At 53.3% G+C, this 13,583-nt stretch carries 10 protein-coding genes; 8 read left to right on the top strand and 2 right to left on the bottom strand.

Annotated elements, in window-relative coordinates; genetic code table 11:
* Nucleotides 1-459: 459 nt before the first annotated feature.
* Nucleotides 460-2,127 (bottom strand): ABC transporter substrate-binding protein, encoded by a 1,668-nt coding sequence (locus AC2FJZ_RS21375; protein ID WP_496780185.1) that lies wholly within the window; start codon nt 2,125-2,127, stop codon nt 460-462.
* Between the two features lie 400 nt (nt 2,128-2,527).
* Between AC2FJZ_RS21375 and AC2FJZ_RS21370 the strand changes: the two genes are divergently transcribed.
* Nucleotides 2,528-3,781, top strand: coding sequence for a hypothetical protein (locus tag AC2FJZ_RS21370; RefSeq protein WP_496780184.1), 1,254 nt, complete (start codon nt 2,528-2,530; stop codon nt 3,779-3,781).
* Nucleotides 3,782-4,607: 826 nt separating this feature from the next.
* On the opposite strand, the gene AC2FJZ_RS21365 is transcribed toward AC2FJZ_RS21370, so the two are convergent.
* Nucleotides 4,608-5,405: a serine hydrolase domain-containing protein gene (locus AC2FJZ_RS21365; RefSeq protein WP_496780182.1), complete on the bottom strand. Its 798-nt coding sequence runs from the start codon at nt 5,403-5,405 to the stop codon at nt 4,608-4,610.
* Between the two features lie 641 nt (nt 5,406-6,046).
* On the opposite strand from AC2FJZ_RS21365, the gene AC2FJZ_RS21360 reads away from it, so the two are divergent.
* The 7 genes from AC2FJZ_RS21360 (at nt 6,047) to AC2FJZ_RS21330 (ending at nt 13,527) form a co-directional block, all read left to right on the top strand.
* Nucleotides 6,047-6,589 (top strand): hypothetical protein, encoded by a 543-nt coding sequence (locus AC2FJZ_RS21360; RefSeq protein WP_496780180.1) that lies wholly within the window; start codon nt 6,047-6,049, stop codon nt 6,587-6,589.
* 390 nt (nt 6,590-6,979) lie between these two features.
* The gene (locus AC2FJZ_RS21355; RefSeq protein WP_496780178.1) at nt 6,980-8,419 is read left to right on the top strand and encodes an alanine/glycine:cation symporter family protein; all 1,440 of its coding nucleotides are present in this window, start codon (nt 6,980-6,982) and stop codon (nt 8,417-8,419) included.
* Nucleotides 8,397-9,356: a glutaminase gene (locus tag AC2FJZ_RS21350; protein ID WP_496780177.1), complete on the top strand. Its 960-nt coding sequence runs from the start codon at nt 8,397-8,399 to the stop codon at nt 9,354-9,356. The genes AC2FJZ_RS21355 and AC2FJZ_RS21350 overlap by 23 nt, the downstream gene beginning before the upstream one ends.
* Before the next feature lie 685 nt (nt 9,357-10,041).
* Entirely contained in the window at nt 10,042-10,332 is a 291-nt protein-coding gene (locus AC2FJZ_RS21345) for a hypothetical protein (protein WP_496780175.1), read from the top strand.
* Nucleotides 10,333-10,486: 154 nt separating this feature from the next.
* Nucleotides 10,487-10,867: a hypothetical protein gene (locus AC2FJZ_RS21340; RefSeq protein ID WP_496780174.1), complete on the top strand. Its 381-nt coding sequence runs from the start codon at nt 10,487-10,489 to the stop codon at nt 10,865-10,867.
* A gap of 177 nt (nt 10,868-11,044) precedes the next feature.
* Nucleotides 11,045-13,003 (top strand): threonine--tRNA ligase, encoded by a 1,959-nt coding sequence (gene thrS, locus AC2FJZ_RS21335; protein WP_496780172.1) that lies wholly within the window; start codon nt 11,045-11,047, stop codon nt 13,001-13,003.
* 221 nt (nt 13,004-13,224) lie between these two features.
* Nucleotides 13,225-13,527 (top strand): BufA1 family periplasmic bufferin-type metallophore, encoded by a 303-nt coding sequence (locus AC2FJZ_RS21330; protein WP_050602032.1) that lies wholly within the window; start codon nt 13,225-13,227, stop codon nt 13,525-13,527.
* Nucleotides 13,528-13,583: the final 56 nt, after the last annotated feature.

Raw genomic sequence — 13,583 nt, 5'->3', positions numbered from 1 at the left:
GGCACTCGCGCTCAGTTCGGTACGCCTCTCTCTGCGCCAGCAACACGTTGTTTTTCAACAATATCAGCCCAAAGCGGTCGTTCGCCGCTACTTGCTCGTGTGACTGCTTTGCGGACTTTGCGGACATCCGCCCAGTAAGGAGGGATTACCGCAGGCAGCCCGAAGAAGACTTTCAAATCGGGGCTTTGCAATTCCACCTTTGCGGAAATACTGGCCTAATGCGGATGCAGCGTAGATTATGATTTCGGCGTGCGCCCCGGACGTGCACGCGATACGACAACACAACGCAAATCCCCGAGCAGGACTCTCGCAGTATGTCGAAGCGCCCAAATCCAATCCTACCGACCGCTGCGCCGGAGAACACAAAATTATGGTTTGTGTAGACAACTTTGCAAATGTTCATTTTTAAATCACACCTGTTGCCCCCTCCGCGGGAGGGCGGTCAGCTGGCAATTAGTGTCAGGTGTCCAGCCAGATTTTGTCTATGTGAATTTCAAAAGTCGGATGCATGCCCATGTCCTTCACATACAACCGATTGTGATTGTAAAGTGAACGCCAATACGGCTGAGTCACGACCCCTTCCTCCAGCATGATTTCCTCCAATTCGGTCATGATCCCCCGGCGTGTGTCCGCGTTCGGAGTTGCCAGGGCAATCGCCAAAAGGCGGTCGAACTCGGCATTGTTGAAGCCCGTTTCGTTCCAGGCTTCTCCAGACCGATATGCAAGCGCGAAGATTTGAACGCCAAGCGGGCGCATGTTCCAGTTAGTCGAACTGAATGGGAACTTTGCCCAATCATTCCAGAAAGACGCGCCCGGAATGACGGTGCGCTTGACTTTGATACCCGCGTCTCGCAATTGCGCCGCCATGGCATCGGCTGTGTTCTTGCGCCAGTCGTCGTCAATCGAGATCAACTCATGCTCAAAGTCTTCCATTCCACACTCTTTCAGAAGCGCCATTGCTCCTGCCGGGTCATAGGGCAACCGGTCCACTTCGGCATATTCAGGATGGATCGGGCAGACATGATGGTTCTGAGCGGGGATACCCAGCCCATTGACACCGAGCTCCAACATGACTGTGTTATCTACTGCCATAGATAGAGCGCGCCGCACGAGTGGGTCAGAATAAGGTCTCTTTCCCTCCAACTCAGCGAGTTGATTGGGCCGGATGACAATGGTTGCCGCCGTTACCGCTTCGTTCTGCTCCAGGTCCAGCCCGGTCAGCAAGGCGACGAAATCACCACTGGATTCAAAATTCGCGTCGATTTCTTCGGATTCATAGCTTGATAAGAGGATCGCCGGATCCGTTCCCACATCGATGTATTCGATCCGATCCAAGTAAGCCCCGTTGCCTTCGTTCCACCATCTGTGCCCCTCTCTTCGAACCAGTACCGCCTTCACTCCAACCTCGTGGCTTTCAAGGGTGTAGGGGCCTGTGCCCATCGGGGAACGGAACGGATCCACGCTTCCTTCGCTGGGATGTACGATTGCCGCCGGATAATCGGCCATACCGGCGATCAATGTGATATCCGGTTTGGGCAGGTTCAGGCGAACCGTCATAACGTCGACAACCTCGATGACCCCAACAGCAGCGACACCGGTATCGGGGTCAATAAGTGTGCCAAACCGGCCTGCCATCGAGTTGCCTTCAGCATCCTGTTCGCACCAGCGGGCAATGTTGTAGGCGATGTGATCGGCAATCAGCGCATCACCGTTGTGCCAGGTCACGCCTGGACGCACATTCAGAATGTAAGTTTTTGCGTCTTCGCTGATTTCCCAGCTTTTCAAAAGCATCGGTTCGAATGTGAACGCATGTGTGTAGCGCACAAGGTATTCCAACCAGCCACGACTGATGTTGGCCAGCGGGCTGCCATCATAGGAACGTGGGTCCTTTCCTGCGCTCACAATCATCCCGATCCGGAGCGTTCCTCCGATCTTGGGCACTTCGGATGCCTGCGCTGGAGCACACATGCCCAGCATCCCATAGGCGGTTGATGTTGTGGCACCGAATGTTGTCGCAATGGCAAGAAACTCACGTCGGCTGGCAGCGTCTTTTTTGCACCCTTCTTCCAAAGCGGATTCTTCGAAGTGTGTTGGCAGAGTGTCGCTACCTGATGTATAGAATTTCATAATCTCCTCACGTGACTGACGAGCATTGTAGACGATAATCAGAACTTTTGGGGACTTGAAGTTCGTTTCGCATTCGAAATGAGCCACTAATCTGTGAATGCGCGATGAAAAGGCTTGCATGAGTAGGTGCGCCGCGTAACGGGGTCACGAAGATTTGACACTCGCAATTACTGACCTTCATATTCAGTACGGCGCCAGACAGTATAGGCGCGAACGCGGGAAAATTTCGGCATTTTCGGATCCGCCCCAGAGACCAACGCATTCTCTTCATGCATTCCATGAACTTATTCGGCGGAAGCCCGTTCGGGCCTCCATTGCCTTGTGAAAAGTTGGCATCAAAAACCGGCTATGATGTCGTGATAGGACACCGGTACAAACAGGTATTTGATCCGTTTTTGGGATGCAAAGACGCGGCTATCGACTCAACTCGGGCCGCGCTACGCCACATCTTCCAGCCCTTGCCTTGCCTGATCTGGCGGGACGTCGGGCGATTGCTGTCCTGCCATTCACTAACTTGAACGACAATCAGGAGCAGACGTTTTTTGCCGAGGGACTTAGCGAAGATCTAATCGCGCGCTTGTCGATGGTACGGACGCTGACAGTTTTGGCAGTGCCATCACGTTATACGTTTGGCGGAGATTTCATCCGCGCTGAGAACGCGGATACGGAATTTGAGCCCGAGTTCCTGATCAAGGGCACAGTACGGCGGGCGGGTGACAAGGTTCGGGTGACGGTTCAACTGTTGAACAATAGCAACGGAGCCATTGTTCTGTCGAGGCGCTATGACCGGCGTGTGTACGACATCTTCGAAATTCAGGACGATCTGGTCGGTGAAATTATCGCGGAAACCCAGGTCGCGCTTACTGATGGCGAAGTTGCGCACTTGGCCGTTCGGCAGACGCGAAGTGTTCAGGCTTGGGAGTATTTTCATCAAGGCCTGCTGGAACATATCAAATACAGGCCTGAGTCTTTTCAGACAGCCCGTCGCATGTATCGCGGGGCGCTGGACATTGACCCTGATTATTTTGATGCGATGGTCGCCGACGCCTGGGCACTTTGGATGGATGCGCGCTCGTCAATTGACACCAACCAGGTTGACGCTTTGCGCGAATGCAGGGTTCTGGTTGATGCGCTGATCTCACGATGGCCGAACCGCCCTGACGCCCTTCACCTGGATGCGGTGCTTTTGATGATGGAGGGTGAGCATGAGGCAGCTGAAAAGCGGGCCGATCAAGGGCGCAATGCGGGCCGAAGCTATTTGTGGGGATATGCAATTGTTCATATCTACGGCGGAAGCGTAAAAAAGGCGACGGAGCTTTTTGCGGAACTTATCAATTCGTCGCTCGTGCTCAACAATGACGCGTTATATTGTTATGCTCAATGTCTGACCCTGATGGATGAATACGAACAAGCGATAGTATTGGCCGAGGAATATCGGTTGCGGGTGCCCGCGACGGTTTACGGCTATACTTTGTTGGCCACGGCTCAGGGCATGGCTGGCCAATCCGAACTTGCTGCCGAAACCGTTGCAGCCATGCGCCAGACCCATCCGAGATTCACTCTCGCAATGTTTCGTCAGCACGAACCTTATCGCGACGCCGAAATCCTGAAACGCATTACTGACCTGCTGCGAAAAGCAGGCATTCCTGATTGACCTTATTAGATTTCTTGTTGCCGCGCCGGATGTATTCCCAACAAAGGGTAGTGTTCATTTGCCACCATTAGTGGTCTCCCCATCTTATGTAATGTTCTTGGGTTTCGGCTAACACTATTGAGCTGCAACCCTTTCGGGCACTTCAATACGCTACGAGGCGCCGAAGGTGTGTGTGCAGCACCAATGCGTTAGCAAGCGACGTTGTTGCATCCTACTAGGAGCCGCCCATTAAACTTTGCAAAGTCCGCTATCTGCGCATTGCTGCCGCAGAGATCAGGCGCAGCATTCGGTAGTATGGGCTCGGAGCCGTCATTCGCTCAATCGCGAAAAATGTCTGCTCAGCGGACTAAGCTGACTTTTAACTGTGATCGTACAGCCTTGGTTAATATTGGCTGCGAGAGCCATTCGGTTATAGTTGTTTCTGGAAAGGTCTTTTCAATTGCTCGCCGAACTTGGAGGAGGAAATCCGGCGAGCTCTATCCAAACTGGGTATGACCGTGTTGTCGACGTGGCCATTAAATTCCGCGTCGATTTCCTCAACTAGATGGGGCTCAATCAAGGAAACTCGACGATATTAATGATCTACGCGCCCGTTGCGAATATTGACCCTTGTAGCGCACTCGGCGACTTCCATAGAAAGTTCTAATTAGGTGGCGTTCAAGATTGGACCGTCCAATAATCTTACCAATTCTCCAAAGTATCCTCCGGAACGAGCAGGACGAGTAGGATCAGATGTGATTGCTACGGCTAGGTTTCGGTCAGTATGAGCAGCTAAAATTTGCCCTCCGTACCCACGCGCCAAAGCATAACCCGAAGGGGTCAGAAACTAACCATACCCATAGTCTAACCCAGAGAAAGCCGAGCGGCCATATGGCTTGGTCGATTCCAAGACCCAGCTTTCAGGAATAATTTGCCTATCAGCAAAGGCCCCGCGGTCCCGAAGCAACACCGCGATCTTCAACATCGACTTTGGAGTAATTGCCATCTCATTGCCTCCTAGGTAGTAACCCTGTGGATCTCTCGTCCAAGCAGGTATCTCAATACCAAGAGGTACTCCCAGCCTCTCACGCGTGAGCGTCAAAAGACTTTGGCCGGCAGCCTCGGTCAACGCTGCACCAAGAACATGAGTTGATCCAGCGGAATAGAGCATCTGTTGTCCTGGCTCAGCAACCATCGGCCGTGTCAATACATCCGCGACCCAGTTAGGAGAGCTGATCCATTCCCCGAAGTTACTGCCAGAGGTTCTTTCGAGACCGGCTCGCAGCGTCACCAGATCCTCCATGGTTATACTTTCGGAGCCGGGTGTAGCATTAGAAGGCAAGAGCTGCGGTGCGACCTCCCGCAGGGTGGCGTCTACAGATGGGATTTCCTGCCGACCGACCGCCGTCCCAAGCAACAGAGCCACAATGCTTTTCGAACAGGACTTTATGTTAGCTGGCCTGTCTAGGCCTGCACCCTGTTGAGTCTTAGCGAAAATGACGTCATCTCCGCGTTGAATTTGAAGTGAATGCAACTGCTGCAGACCGCTTATCACATTATTCAGCGCTACCGTTTGTCCCCGCGCTATGTATGGAGCAGCCATTGCGGTTGCGGTTAACAACATGAACTTTCGACGTGTGGTCATAGCATTTATTTGGAAGCTAAACTCTGAATGTCCAGAATTCTACGCAACATCGCAGCCCAATTGCCCAAAATGTTCGCTCCCCCAAAAAACGTAGTGTGGGATTTGTGGCAACACGAAGCTTTGTTGGTACACTTGGCTGGCGTCGTCAAGTGCAAGAACTGTGTTAGACTGGCCCGGAGGACATTCTAGCAGGAGATATCCAGTTGCTACCGAATTCACTCCGTCTCGCACTCACTGCCACTACAATTGCCATCTCGGCGGGCGCCCTCCCAGACCGCGTTGAAGCGATATCGCAAGATGTCCCAGTGTGGTTACAAAAACACGTGGGTACGGGCGACGGCCAAATCGCGCCGATCGTTTTGAACAGGGCGCGAGCGCTTTACATAGAGAAAGTACGACGAGGCGAAGTAAGGAACCCCTGCTACCTTGCCAAGGATGCAACCCGCCCCAGCACTGCAAGAAACGGCAATCCCGCGAAGCGGTTTTACGTCATCTGCGAGTCACAAAATTCCTTCCGAGCGGTTTCGTCCGGCTATGGAAATGGCCGAAAACTAAAGAGCGCCAATTTTTCGAATGGTCGGCAATGCGCGAAGAACTTCAGCAATGCAGAAGGATCTAAACTTACCGCCGGAGGTGCCTATGTGACGGCTGAAACCCGCACGTCCTTCAAAGGTTATTACAGTCATTCCGGCAAAACGCAGCCGTTCTACCGCACCTTTCTTTTGTTTGATGGGGAAGGAGAAACGAGCAATGCTCGGGAGCGCGCCATTGGAGGCCATCCCGCTGTTTTCCTAAAGTGGCAATGTAGGTTCAAAAATCCTCGAAGCACTCATGCAGACAACGACGGCTATGTCCCCTACGGAAAACTTGTGAACTACACTGGTGGTCGTAGCAATGGTTGCACAACCTGGTCACAGTCTGCCTCAAAAGAGATATTGGCGCTTGTGGAAGAAAATCCGACGACCCTGTATATCTACCCGGAATCCAAGGATATCAATGCTGTCGCTAAGGCTGTGAAAAAGGGGAAATCACTATCGCGAGCAGGAGTTTATTGGAACGCAGCTTGCTTGCAAGCAATAGGCGCACCAAAGTTCTGGCCCAAAAGTAGCCTCCAACCGATCATAAATAGTTGGAGAGCTTCCTTGCCTAAACAACGGCCACTAGAATTGCCTATCTGCAACTAGTTGAAACAGCGCGGGGCAACTTAAGAGCACGCTGCCCTTCAAGCATTTCTGCTTTGTGCTAGTAGCAACCGTCGGCTGCACTGGGATTGAACGAACGCTTTGCCGCTTTCCGAAGAATCCAATCAAATGTGACAGTCGCATAAAGCGCAGCATTTGCCTCTTTGGGTTCGACGCTGTCGTTCGCAGCACTTGGCGTGAACTACTGCTGAGCGAATTACCAAATGGATACGTAATTATATGCCTGTGCCTCAATTTCAGTGCTATCCACGTCAACCTTTTAGTGATACCGCGCAGCTTATTCCTGACAATTTTCGCATCTTTGTGCATGATGAAAAAAAGGCAGACTGTTTTTGTCTTCCGGGAAGTGCTTGAATTATCAAGAGGCGTGCTATGGAAGCATTGGTTAATGGCATAAACACGGTTCTTTGGAACTACGTACTAATTTACGGACTTCTTGGAACCGGTATCTTTTTTACAATTCGTCTTGGCGCACTTCAGTTTCTTCATTTTGGGGAAATGGTGCGTGTACTCACTTCTGCTAAGAGCACGGACAAAAGAGGTATTACTCCTTTTCAAGCGCTGTCGGTAAGCTTGGCCTCCCGGGTTGGGACCGGAAACCTGGCTGGCGTAGCCGTAGCTCTGACCTTAGGAGGTCCAGGTGCCATCTTTTGGATGTGGATCGTGGCATTGGTTGGAATGGCCACTGCATATTCTGAAAGCACTTTGGCCCAACTCTATAAAGTCACATCTTCCAACGGAAGGTTCAGAGGAGGCCCAGCGTTCTACATGGCCAACGCCTTGAATGCTCCTTGGGCTGGAGTCATTTTTTCGATTTGCCTGATTGTCAGCTTTGGTTTGGTTTTTGTCGCGGTCCAATCCAACTCGATCGCTGAAGCTTTCGAGGGCGCGTTCGGGTTGAACAAATTGGTCGTTGGCATAGCGCTAGCTGCAGCCGCAGCGGTGGTAATTTTCGGTGGAATAGGAACCATCGCAAAGTTTGCGGAGATTGTCGTGCCGCTCATGGCGGGTCTTTACCTCTTGCTTGCCTGCGTTGTCGTAGTCCTGAACATTTCCGAAGTGCCAACTATGTTGTGGTCGATTGTTGCAGGGGCATTTGGCCTCCAGGAAGCTGCCGGAGGCGTGGCAGGAGGCGTCATGGCTGCTGCACTTAACGGTATCAAACGAGGGATTTTCTCAAACGAAGCGGGCATGGGCTCAGCACCGAACATTGCAGCGGTTGCCACACCTGATCCCCACCACCCTTCCAGTCAAGGTTTCGTCCAGGCATTTGGATGTTTTGTGGATACGATATTGGTCGCAACCGCCACTGCACTTCTAATTCTTCTGTCGGGCGCAATCGAAATTGATGGGCCCACCGGAATGCGACTTACTCAAGACGCGGCTGCGGTCCATCTTGGAGAAATTCGCCGCCACTTTATCGCAATTGCTATCGTCTTTTTTGGTTTCACATCCATCCTTGGGAATTACTCATATGCCGAAAACGCGATGACGTTCCTAAAATTGGAAGGGAGAGTGCCGATTTACATCTTGCGATTTGGCTGCCTTGCAATGGTTGTCTGGGGCGCGGTGCAAGCTGTTGCCACAGTGTTCAATTTCGCGGATGCGGCCATGGGAATAATGGCGACCATCAATTTGGTGGCAATAGTACTGCTGTCTGGCACCGTCTACAAACTAACGGTGGATTATTTCTCGCAACGCCGACAGAACCTTGAACCTCGCTTTGTCGCAAGCAAATTTCCCGAGCTGGGTAAGGGTGTAGATCACACTGTCTGGACGGAGGAAATCCATGCCGATGCTCGAAATCACTAAGAACGAAAGGCTTCAGGAGGTCTTGGACGATATCGCAGATCGCATTGCCGGCATGTCCGAGAGGGGGAAAGTGGCGCAATATATTCCGGAACTCGCCACAGTTGATCTGAACCAATTCGGAATTGCCATTGCACCAATCAACGGCCCGCTAATTTCCGCTGGGGACGCGGGTACGCTATTCTCAATTCAGAGCATCTCAAAAGTGTTCTCCCTCACATTGGCGCTGCAACAGGTTGGTGCCACTTTGTGGCAAAGAGTCGGCCGGGAGCCTTCCGGTGATCCATTCAATTCAATCGTTCAGCTTGAACACGAACGCGGAATCCCAAGGAACCCGTTTATCAACCCCGGTGCGATCATAGTGGCCGATGTTCTACTCGAAGACCGTTCTTCTGATGAAGCAGTCAACGACCTTTTGGCATTGTGCCGAAAGCTTTCGCAGGACAACTCGATCGAGGTCGATGCGTCAGTTGCAGAGTCTGAAATGCGAACTGGGTCCAGAAACCGCGCTCTTGCGCATTTCATGCAGGCGGAAGGCAACCTAAAGGCACCCGTAGAAGATGTTCTGTCTATGTACTTTCGCCAGTGTAGCATCGCCATGACTTGTGAACAGTTAGCATTAGCAGGTCGATTTCTTGCCGCGGCGGGTCAAAATCCGGCCACCGGCGCCACAGTATTGTCCGCACAGCGAGCCAGAAGAGTAACCGCACTTATGATGATGTGTGGTTCTTACGATGCCTCGGGAGAGTTCGCCTTCCGTGTTGGCCTTCCAGCGAAAAGCGGTGTTGGTGGCGGAATCTTGTGCATTGTACCTGGTATCGCATCTGTAGTCGCCTGGAGCCCCGGGCTCGACCCAAAGGGCAATTCCCATTTGGCATCCATCGCATTTCAGGAGTTAGTTCGTGCAACAGGCTGGTCTATCTTCGGGCCAAGTGCATAACAGGGATTGGGTGACCTGCGTTAAAAGGAAATGAATTCCGGCTCTATGACTGACGGGTAACACGTGGAGAGCGAAACGTGTCTCCCAATTTCCCAGTTCCACCTACAGTGTTTATTCGCGGAAAAGTTTTGCAAGGCGATTTCCCAAACCAAACTTAGGAGCGAAATACGCCACGTTTGAGCGGCTAGGATTTGTGGCCGGCGGTAATGCTAAACCATTGAATAGGAATCGTTGAAACGAGCCTCAGATAAGGTGGCTTCTGTAAGCGGGGCGTCCTGTCCAAAACCGAAAAACCGCTTTGGGCTCGACTCGGTCATCTGACTGTTTTTCTCAGATGACGGCTAAGCCCCGCTAAGCGGTCCTTCGGCAGCAGACAGTCGAACTTTCTGCATTTAGTGATCGCTCGGCACGATAGCAATCGCTGGCGATAATAGTCCGCTGTGGCTGTCGTTCGAACAAAACTACCGCCCAGCCATGCCGGAAAAGGCACAAATATTCGCAACTCATGCCGAATTACGATATATAAAAAACATACTTATCACCTGGTGCCTTTACCTTCTGAGAACAGAGGAGTTCTACTGTGCCAACACCTCTCTTCAAGCCCGGTCATTCTGGTAATCCGGGTGGGCGACCCAAGCTGGACCCAGCGACAAGAAAGTTGATCCAATCGAACGGCGAGGTCGCTGTGAAACGTATGAACGATCTTTTGTCGATGGACGAACTCTTCAATCGCATAGACGAGAATGGTGAATTTGTATCGGGAAAACTTTCGGGCAAAGAACAAATCGCCTTGCTGGCCTTAGCTCAGGACCGAGTATTTGGACGCGCTGATGGTGTAAGCGTCACACATACCCACAGCGGAACTGTCGGCATGAGCGTCAATCCAACACAGCGGCTCAAAGATATCAGCGACCGCCTTCCAGAAAGATTGGCTCAACAGAAGGTGATCGAGTCAAAACTGGATGACAACGAGTAGTCTCCAACAATCACGTAGGGGCTGCCAGGTGAGGAGGATTGGGTTTGTGCCTACAGGTCATGCGCCCGCGCACGTAAGCCCCCTCGATTTGACGACCCTGTATTGTATTTGATAGAGAAGGCGCCCTTTTCCAAAAAATTAGGAGGACCTGCACATGTGGGTAGCATTCTCGACGTCCGAGGGTTCGGGCTTTTTCTCGGCTGTTACAAAGGATGAGGACGGCAAAACCAGCGGGCCGCACATGGGGTCGCGCGTCTGCCTGCGGTTCCGCCGCGCGCAGGATGCCGAGTTGCTGCGCGACTACGGCATGGACGGCGAGGTAATCGAAACGCCGGGCGGCGACTATCGCTATAGGGTCTTCATACCGCGCAGCCACCTCGTGACCGTGCTGATGAACTTGGGCAATCACATGTCCTACCCCAATTTCAAGGACAGCATTCCCGAGGATGACATACCGCTGGCAAACGCCTGCCACGAGGTATGGGCAGTGTTCGGCAATATGCAGGAGGGCGGGCCATACGGTGCAGGACAGTGATTGCACCGCCCTGACAATCGCTATATGAGACGCCTCGTGGCTTTATTGTCGCCAAAAGCTACAAAACAGTGACGAGTGACACCGAAACGTCCTAAAAAATTACTGTTTTCAAAATCTTAAATGGCGATACCCGCAACCGGGCGTTCAGTGGGCGCCAAACCGACGAGGAGAGCCGATATGGCCCTGGATTCTCAATCCGTCTCTCTCACCTTTCCCGATGGCAATGCACGTATCTATGACGCAGGCGTCACGCCCGCGCAGGTGGCTGCCGATATCTCAACCTCGCTGGCCAAAAAGGCCATCTCGGCCACGGTAAACGGCCTGCACTGGGATCTGCAGTGGCCCATCGAAGCCGACGCGCAGATCGCCATCCACACCATGAAGGACGAAGAGCAGGCCAATGAGCTGATCCGTCACGATCTGGCGCACATCATGGCGCGTGCCGTTCAGGAAATCTGGCCCGCCACCAAGGTTACGATCGGCCCCGTGATCGAAAACGGCTGGTACTATGACTTTGACCGCGCGGAACCGTTCACGCCCGAAGACCTCGGCCTGATCGAGAAAAAGATGAAGGAAATCATCAACAAGCGCGATCCCGTCACCACCGAGGTCTGGGACCGTGAGCGCGCGATCGAGTTTTACGAGGCCAATAACGAGCCCTATAAGGTCGAGCTGATCGAAGCCATTCCGGGTGACGAGCCGCTCCGCATGTATTGGCACGGCCACTGGCAGGATCTTTGCCGTGGTCCGCACCTGCAACACACCGGTCAGGTGCCGGGCGACGCGTTCAAGCTGATGTCCATTGCTGGTGCCTATTGGCGCGGCGACAGTGACCGCGCGATGCTGCAACGCATCTATGGAGTGGCCTTCACAGGCAAGGAAAAGCTGAAAGCTCACCTGCATATGCTGGAAGAGGCCGCCAAACGCGACCACCGCAAGCTGGGCCGCGAGATGAACCTGTTCCACATGCAGGAAGAGGCACCCGGTCAGATCTTTTGGCACCCCAACGGTTGGACCATCTACACGCAATTGCAGGACTACATGCGCCGTCAGCAACGCAAGGGAGGCTATGTCGAGGTCAACACACCGCAGGTTGTGGACCGCAAACTGTGGGAGGCTTCGGGCCACTGGGACAAGTATCAGGAAAACATGTTCATCGTCGAAGTGGACGAAGAACATGCCCGCGAAAAGGCGATCAATGCCCTGAAGCCGATGAACTGCCCGTGCCACGTGCAGATCTTCAACCAAGGTCTGAAATCCTATCGCGATCTGCCTCTTCGGATGGCGGAATTCGGATCGTGCAACCGTTATGAGCCGTCAGGCGCCTTGCACGGTATCATGCGCGTGCGCGGCTTCACGCAGGATGATGGTCACATCTTCTGCACCGAAGATCAGATCGAGTCCGAGACTGCCGAGTTCATTCGCTTCCTGTCCGAGATCTACAAGGACCTCGGATTCGAAAACTTCTCGGTCAAATTCTCGGATCGTCCTGAAAAACGATCGGGCTCTGACGAGGTTTGGGACAAAGCTGAAGCCGCTTTGCTCAGTGCAACACGTGCTGCGGGGATCGAGCCAGAGCTCAACCCCGGTGAAGGTGCCTTTTATGGTCCCAAGTTGGAGTTTGTCCTGACCGACGCAATTGGTCGTGACTGGCAATGCGGCACGCACCAAGTGGATTTCGTTCTGCCAGAGCGTCTGGACGCCACCTATGTCGGCGCTGATGGCAGTAAACACCGCCCCGTTATGCTGCATCGCGCGACACTGGGATCTTTCGAACGCTTTATCGGTATCCTGATCGAAGAACACGCGGGCAAGCTGCCCTTCTGGCTCGCCCCGCGTCAGGTCGTGGTCGCCTCGATCACGTCCGAGGCCGACGCCTATGTTGCCGAGGTTGTCGAAACCCTGCGCGCTTCAGGTGTGCGTGCCGAGGCCGACACTCGCAATGAAAAGATCAACTACAAGGTCCGCGAGCATTCGGTTGGCAAAGTGCCAGTGATTCTGGCCGTTGGTCACCGCGAAGTCGAAGACCGCACTGTCAGCATCCGCCGTCTGGGTGAAAAACAGACACATGTTCAACCGCTTGACGTTGTAACAAATGAGCTGTCGCAGGCATCCACTCCACCGGATCTGCTGTAACATTCGGTCGCATATCGCTGGAAATCTGGCCCCCGATTTGGGGCCAGATTGAAACATTTCATCCTTTTTTCATCAAAAACAATGTATTACGCTGCAAGAGGGCATGCCGCCCCCTGACGTGCTTGTGAGACACGGGCTCGTGAATTCAACTCTGGCCATCAAGCCACTACCTTTGTCAGTGTCACAAGCAGACATACCCAGTCATCAAGAGGATTACCGTGATGTCGAACACAGCTAAGTCCCTGGTTATTGCAACCGCAGTCGCAGCCGCCGTATCGGGCGCAGCAACCACTGCAACCGCACAGGCAAAAGAAAAATGCTATGGCGTATCGCTGGCCGGTCAGAACGACTGCGCCGCAGGCCCCGGCACCACCTGCGCGGGCACCTCGACCGTTGACTATCAGGGCAACGCATGGACCCTGGTTGACGCTGGCACCTGCGCGGACATCGAACTGCCTGCAGAGGCAGACGGCACACCGCGCAAAGGTTCGTTGGAAGCCCAGGAACGCGATTTGCCGGCATAAGGTCGATCATACGAATTCAGAGGGGCGGGCCAGATCGCCCGCCCCTTCCCTTTCGT

Source organism: Ruegeria sp. CDSA079, from assembly GCF_059612245.1.
This window is presented reverse-complemented; position numbering and strand designations above follow the sequence as displayed.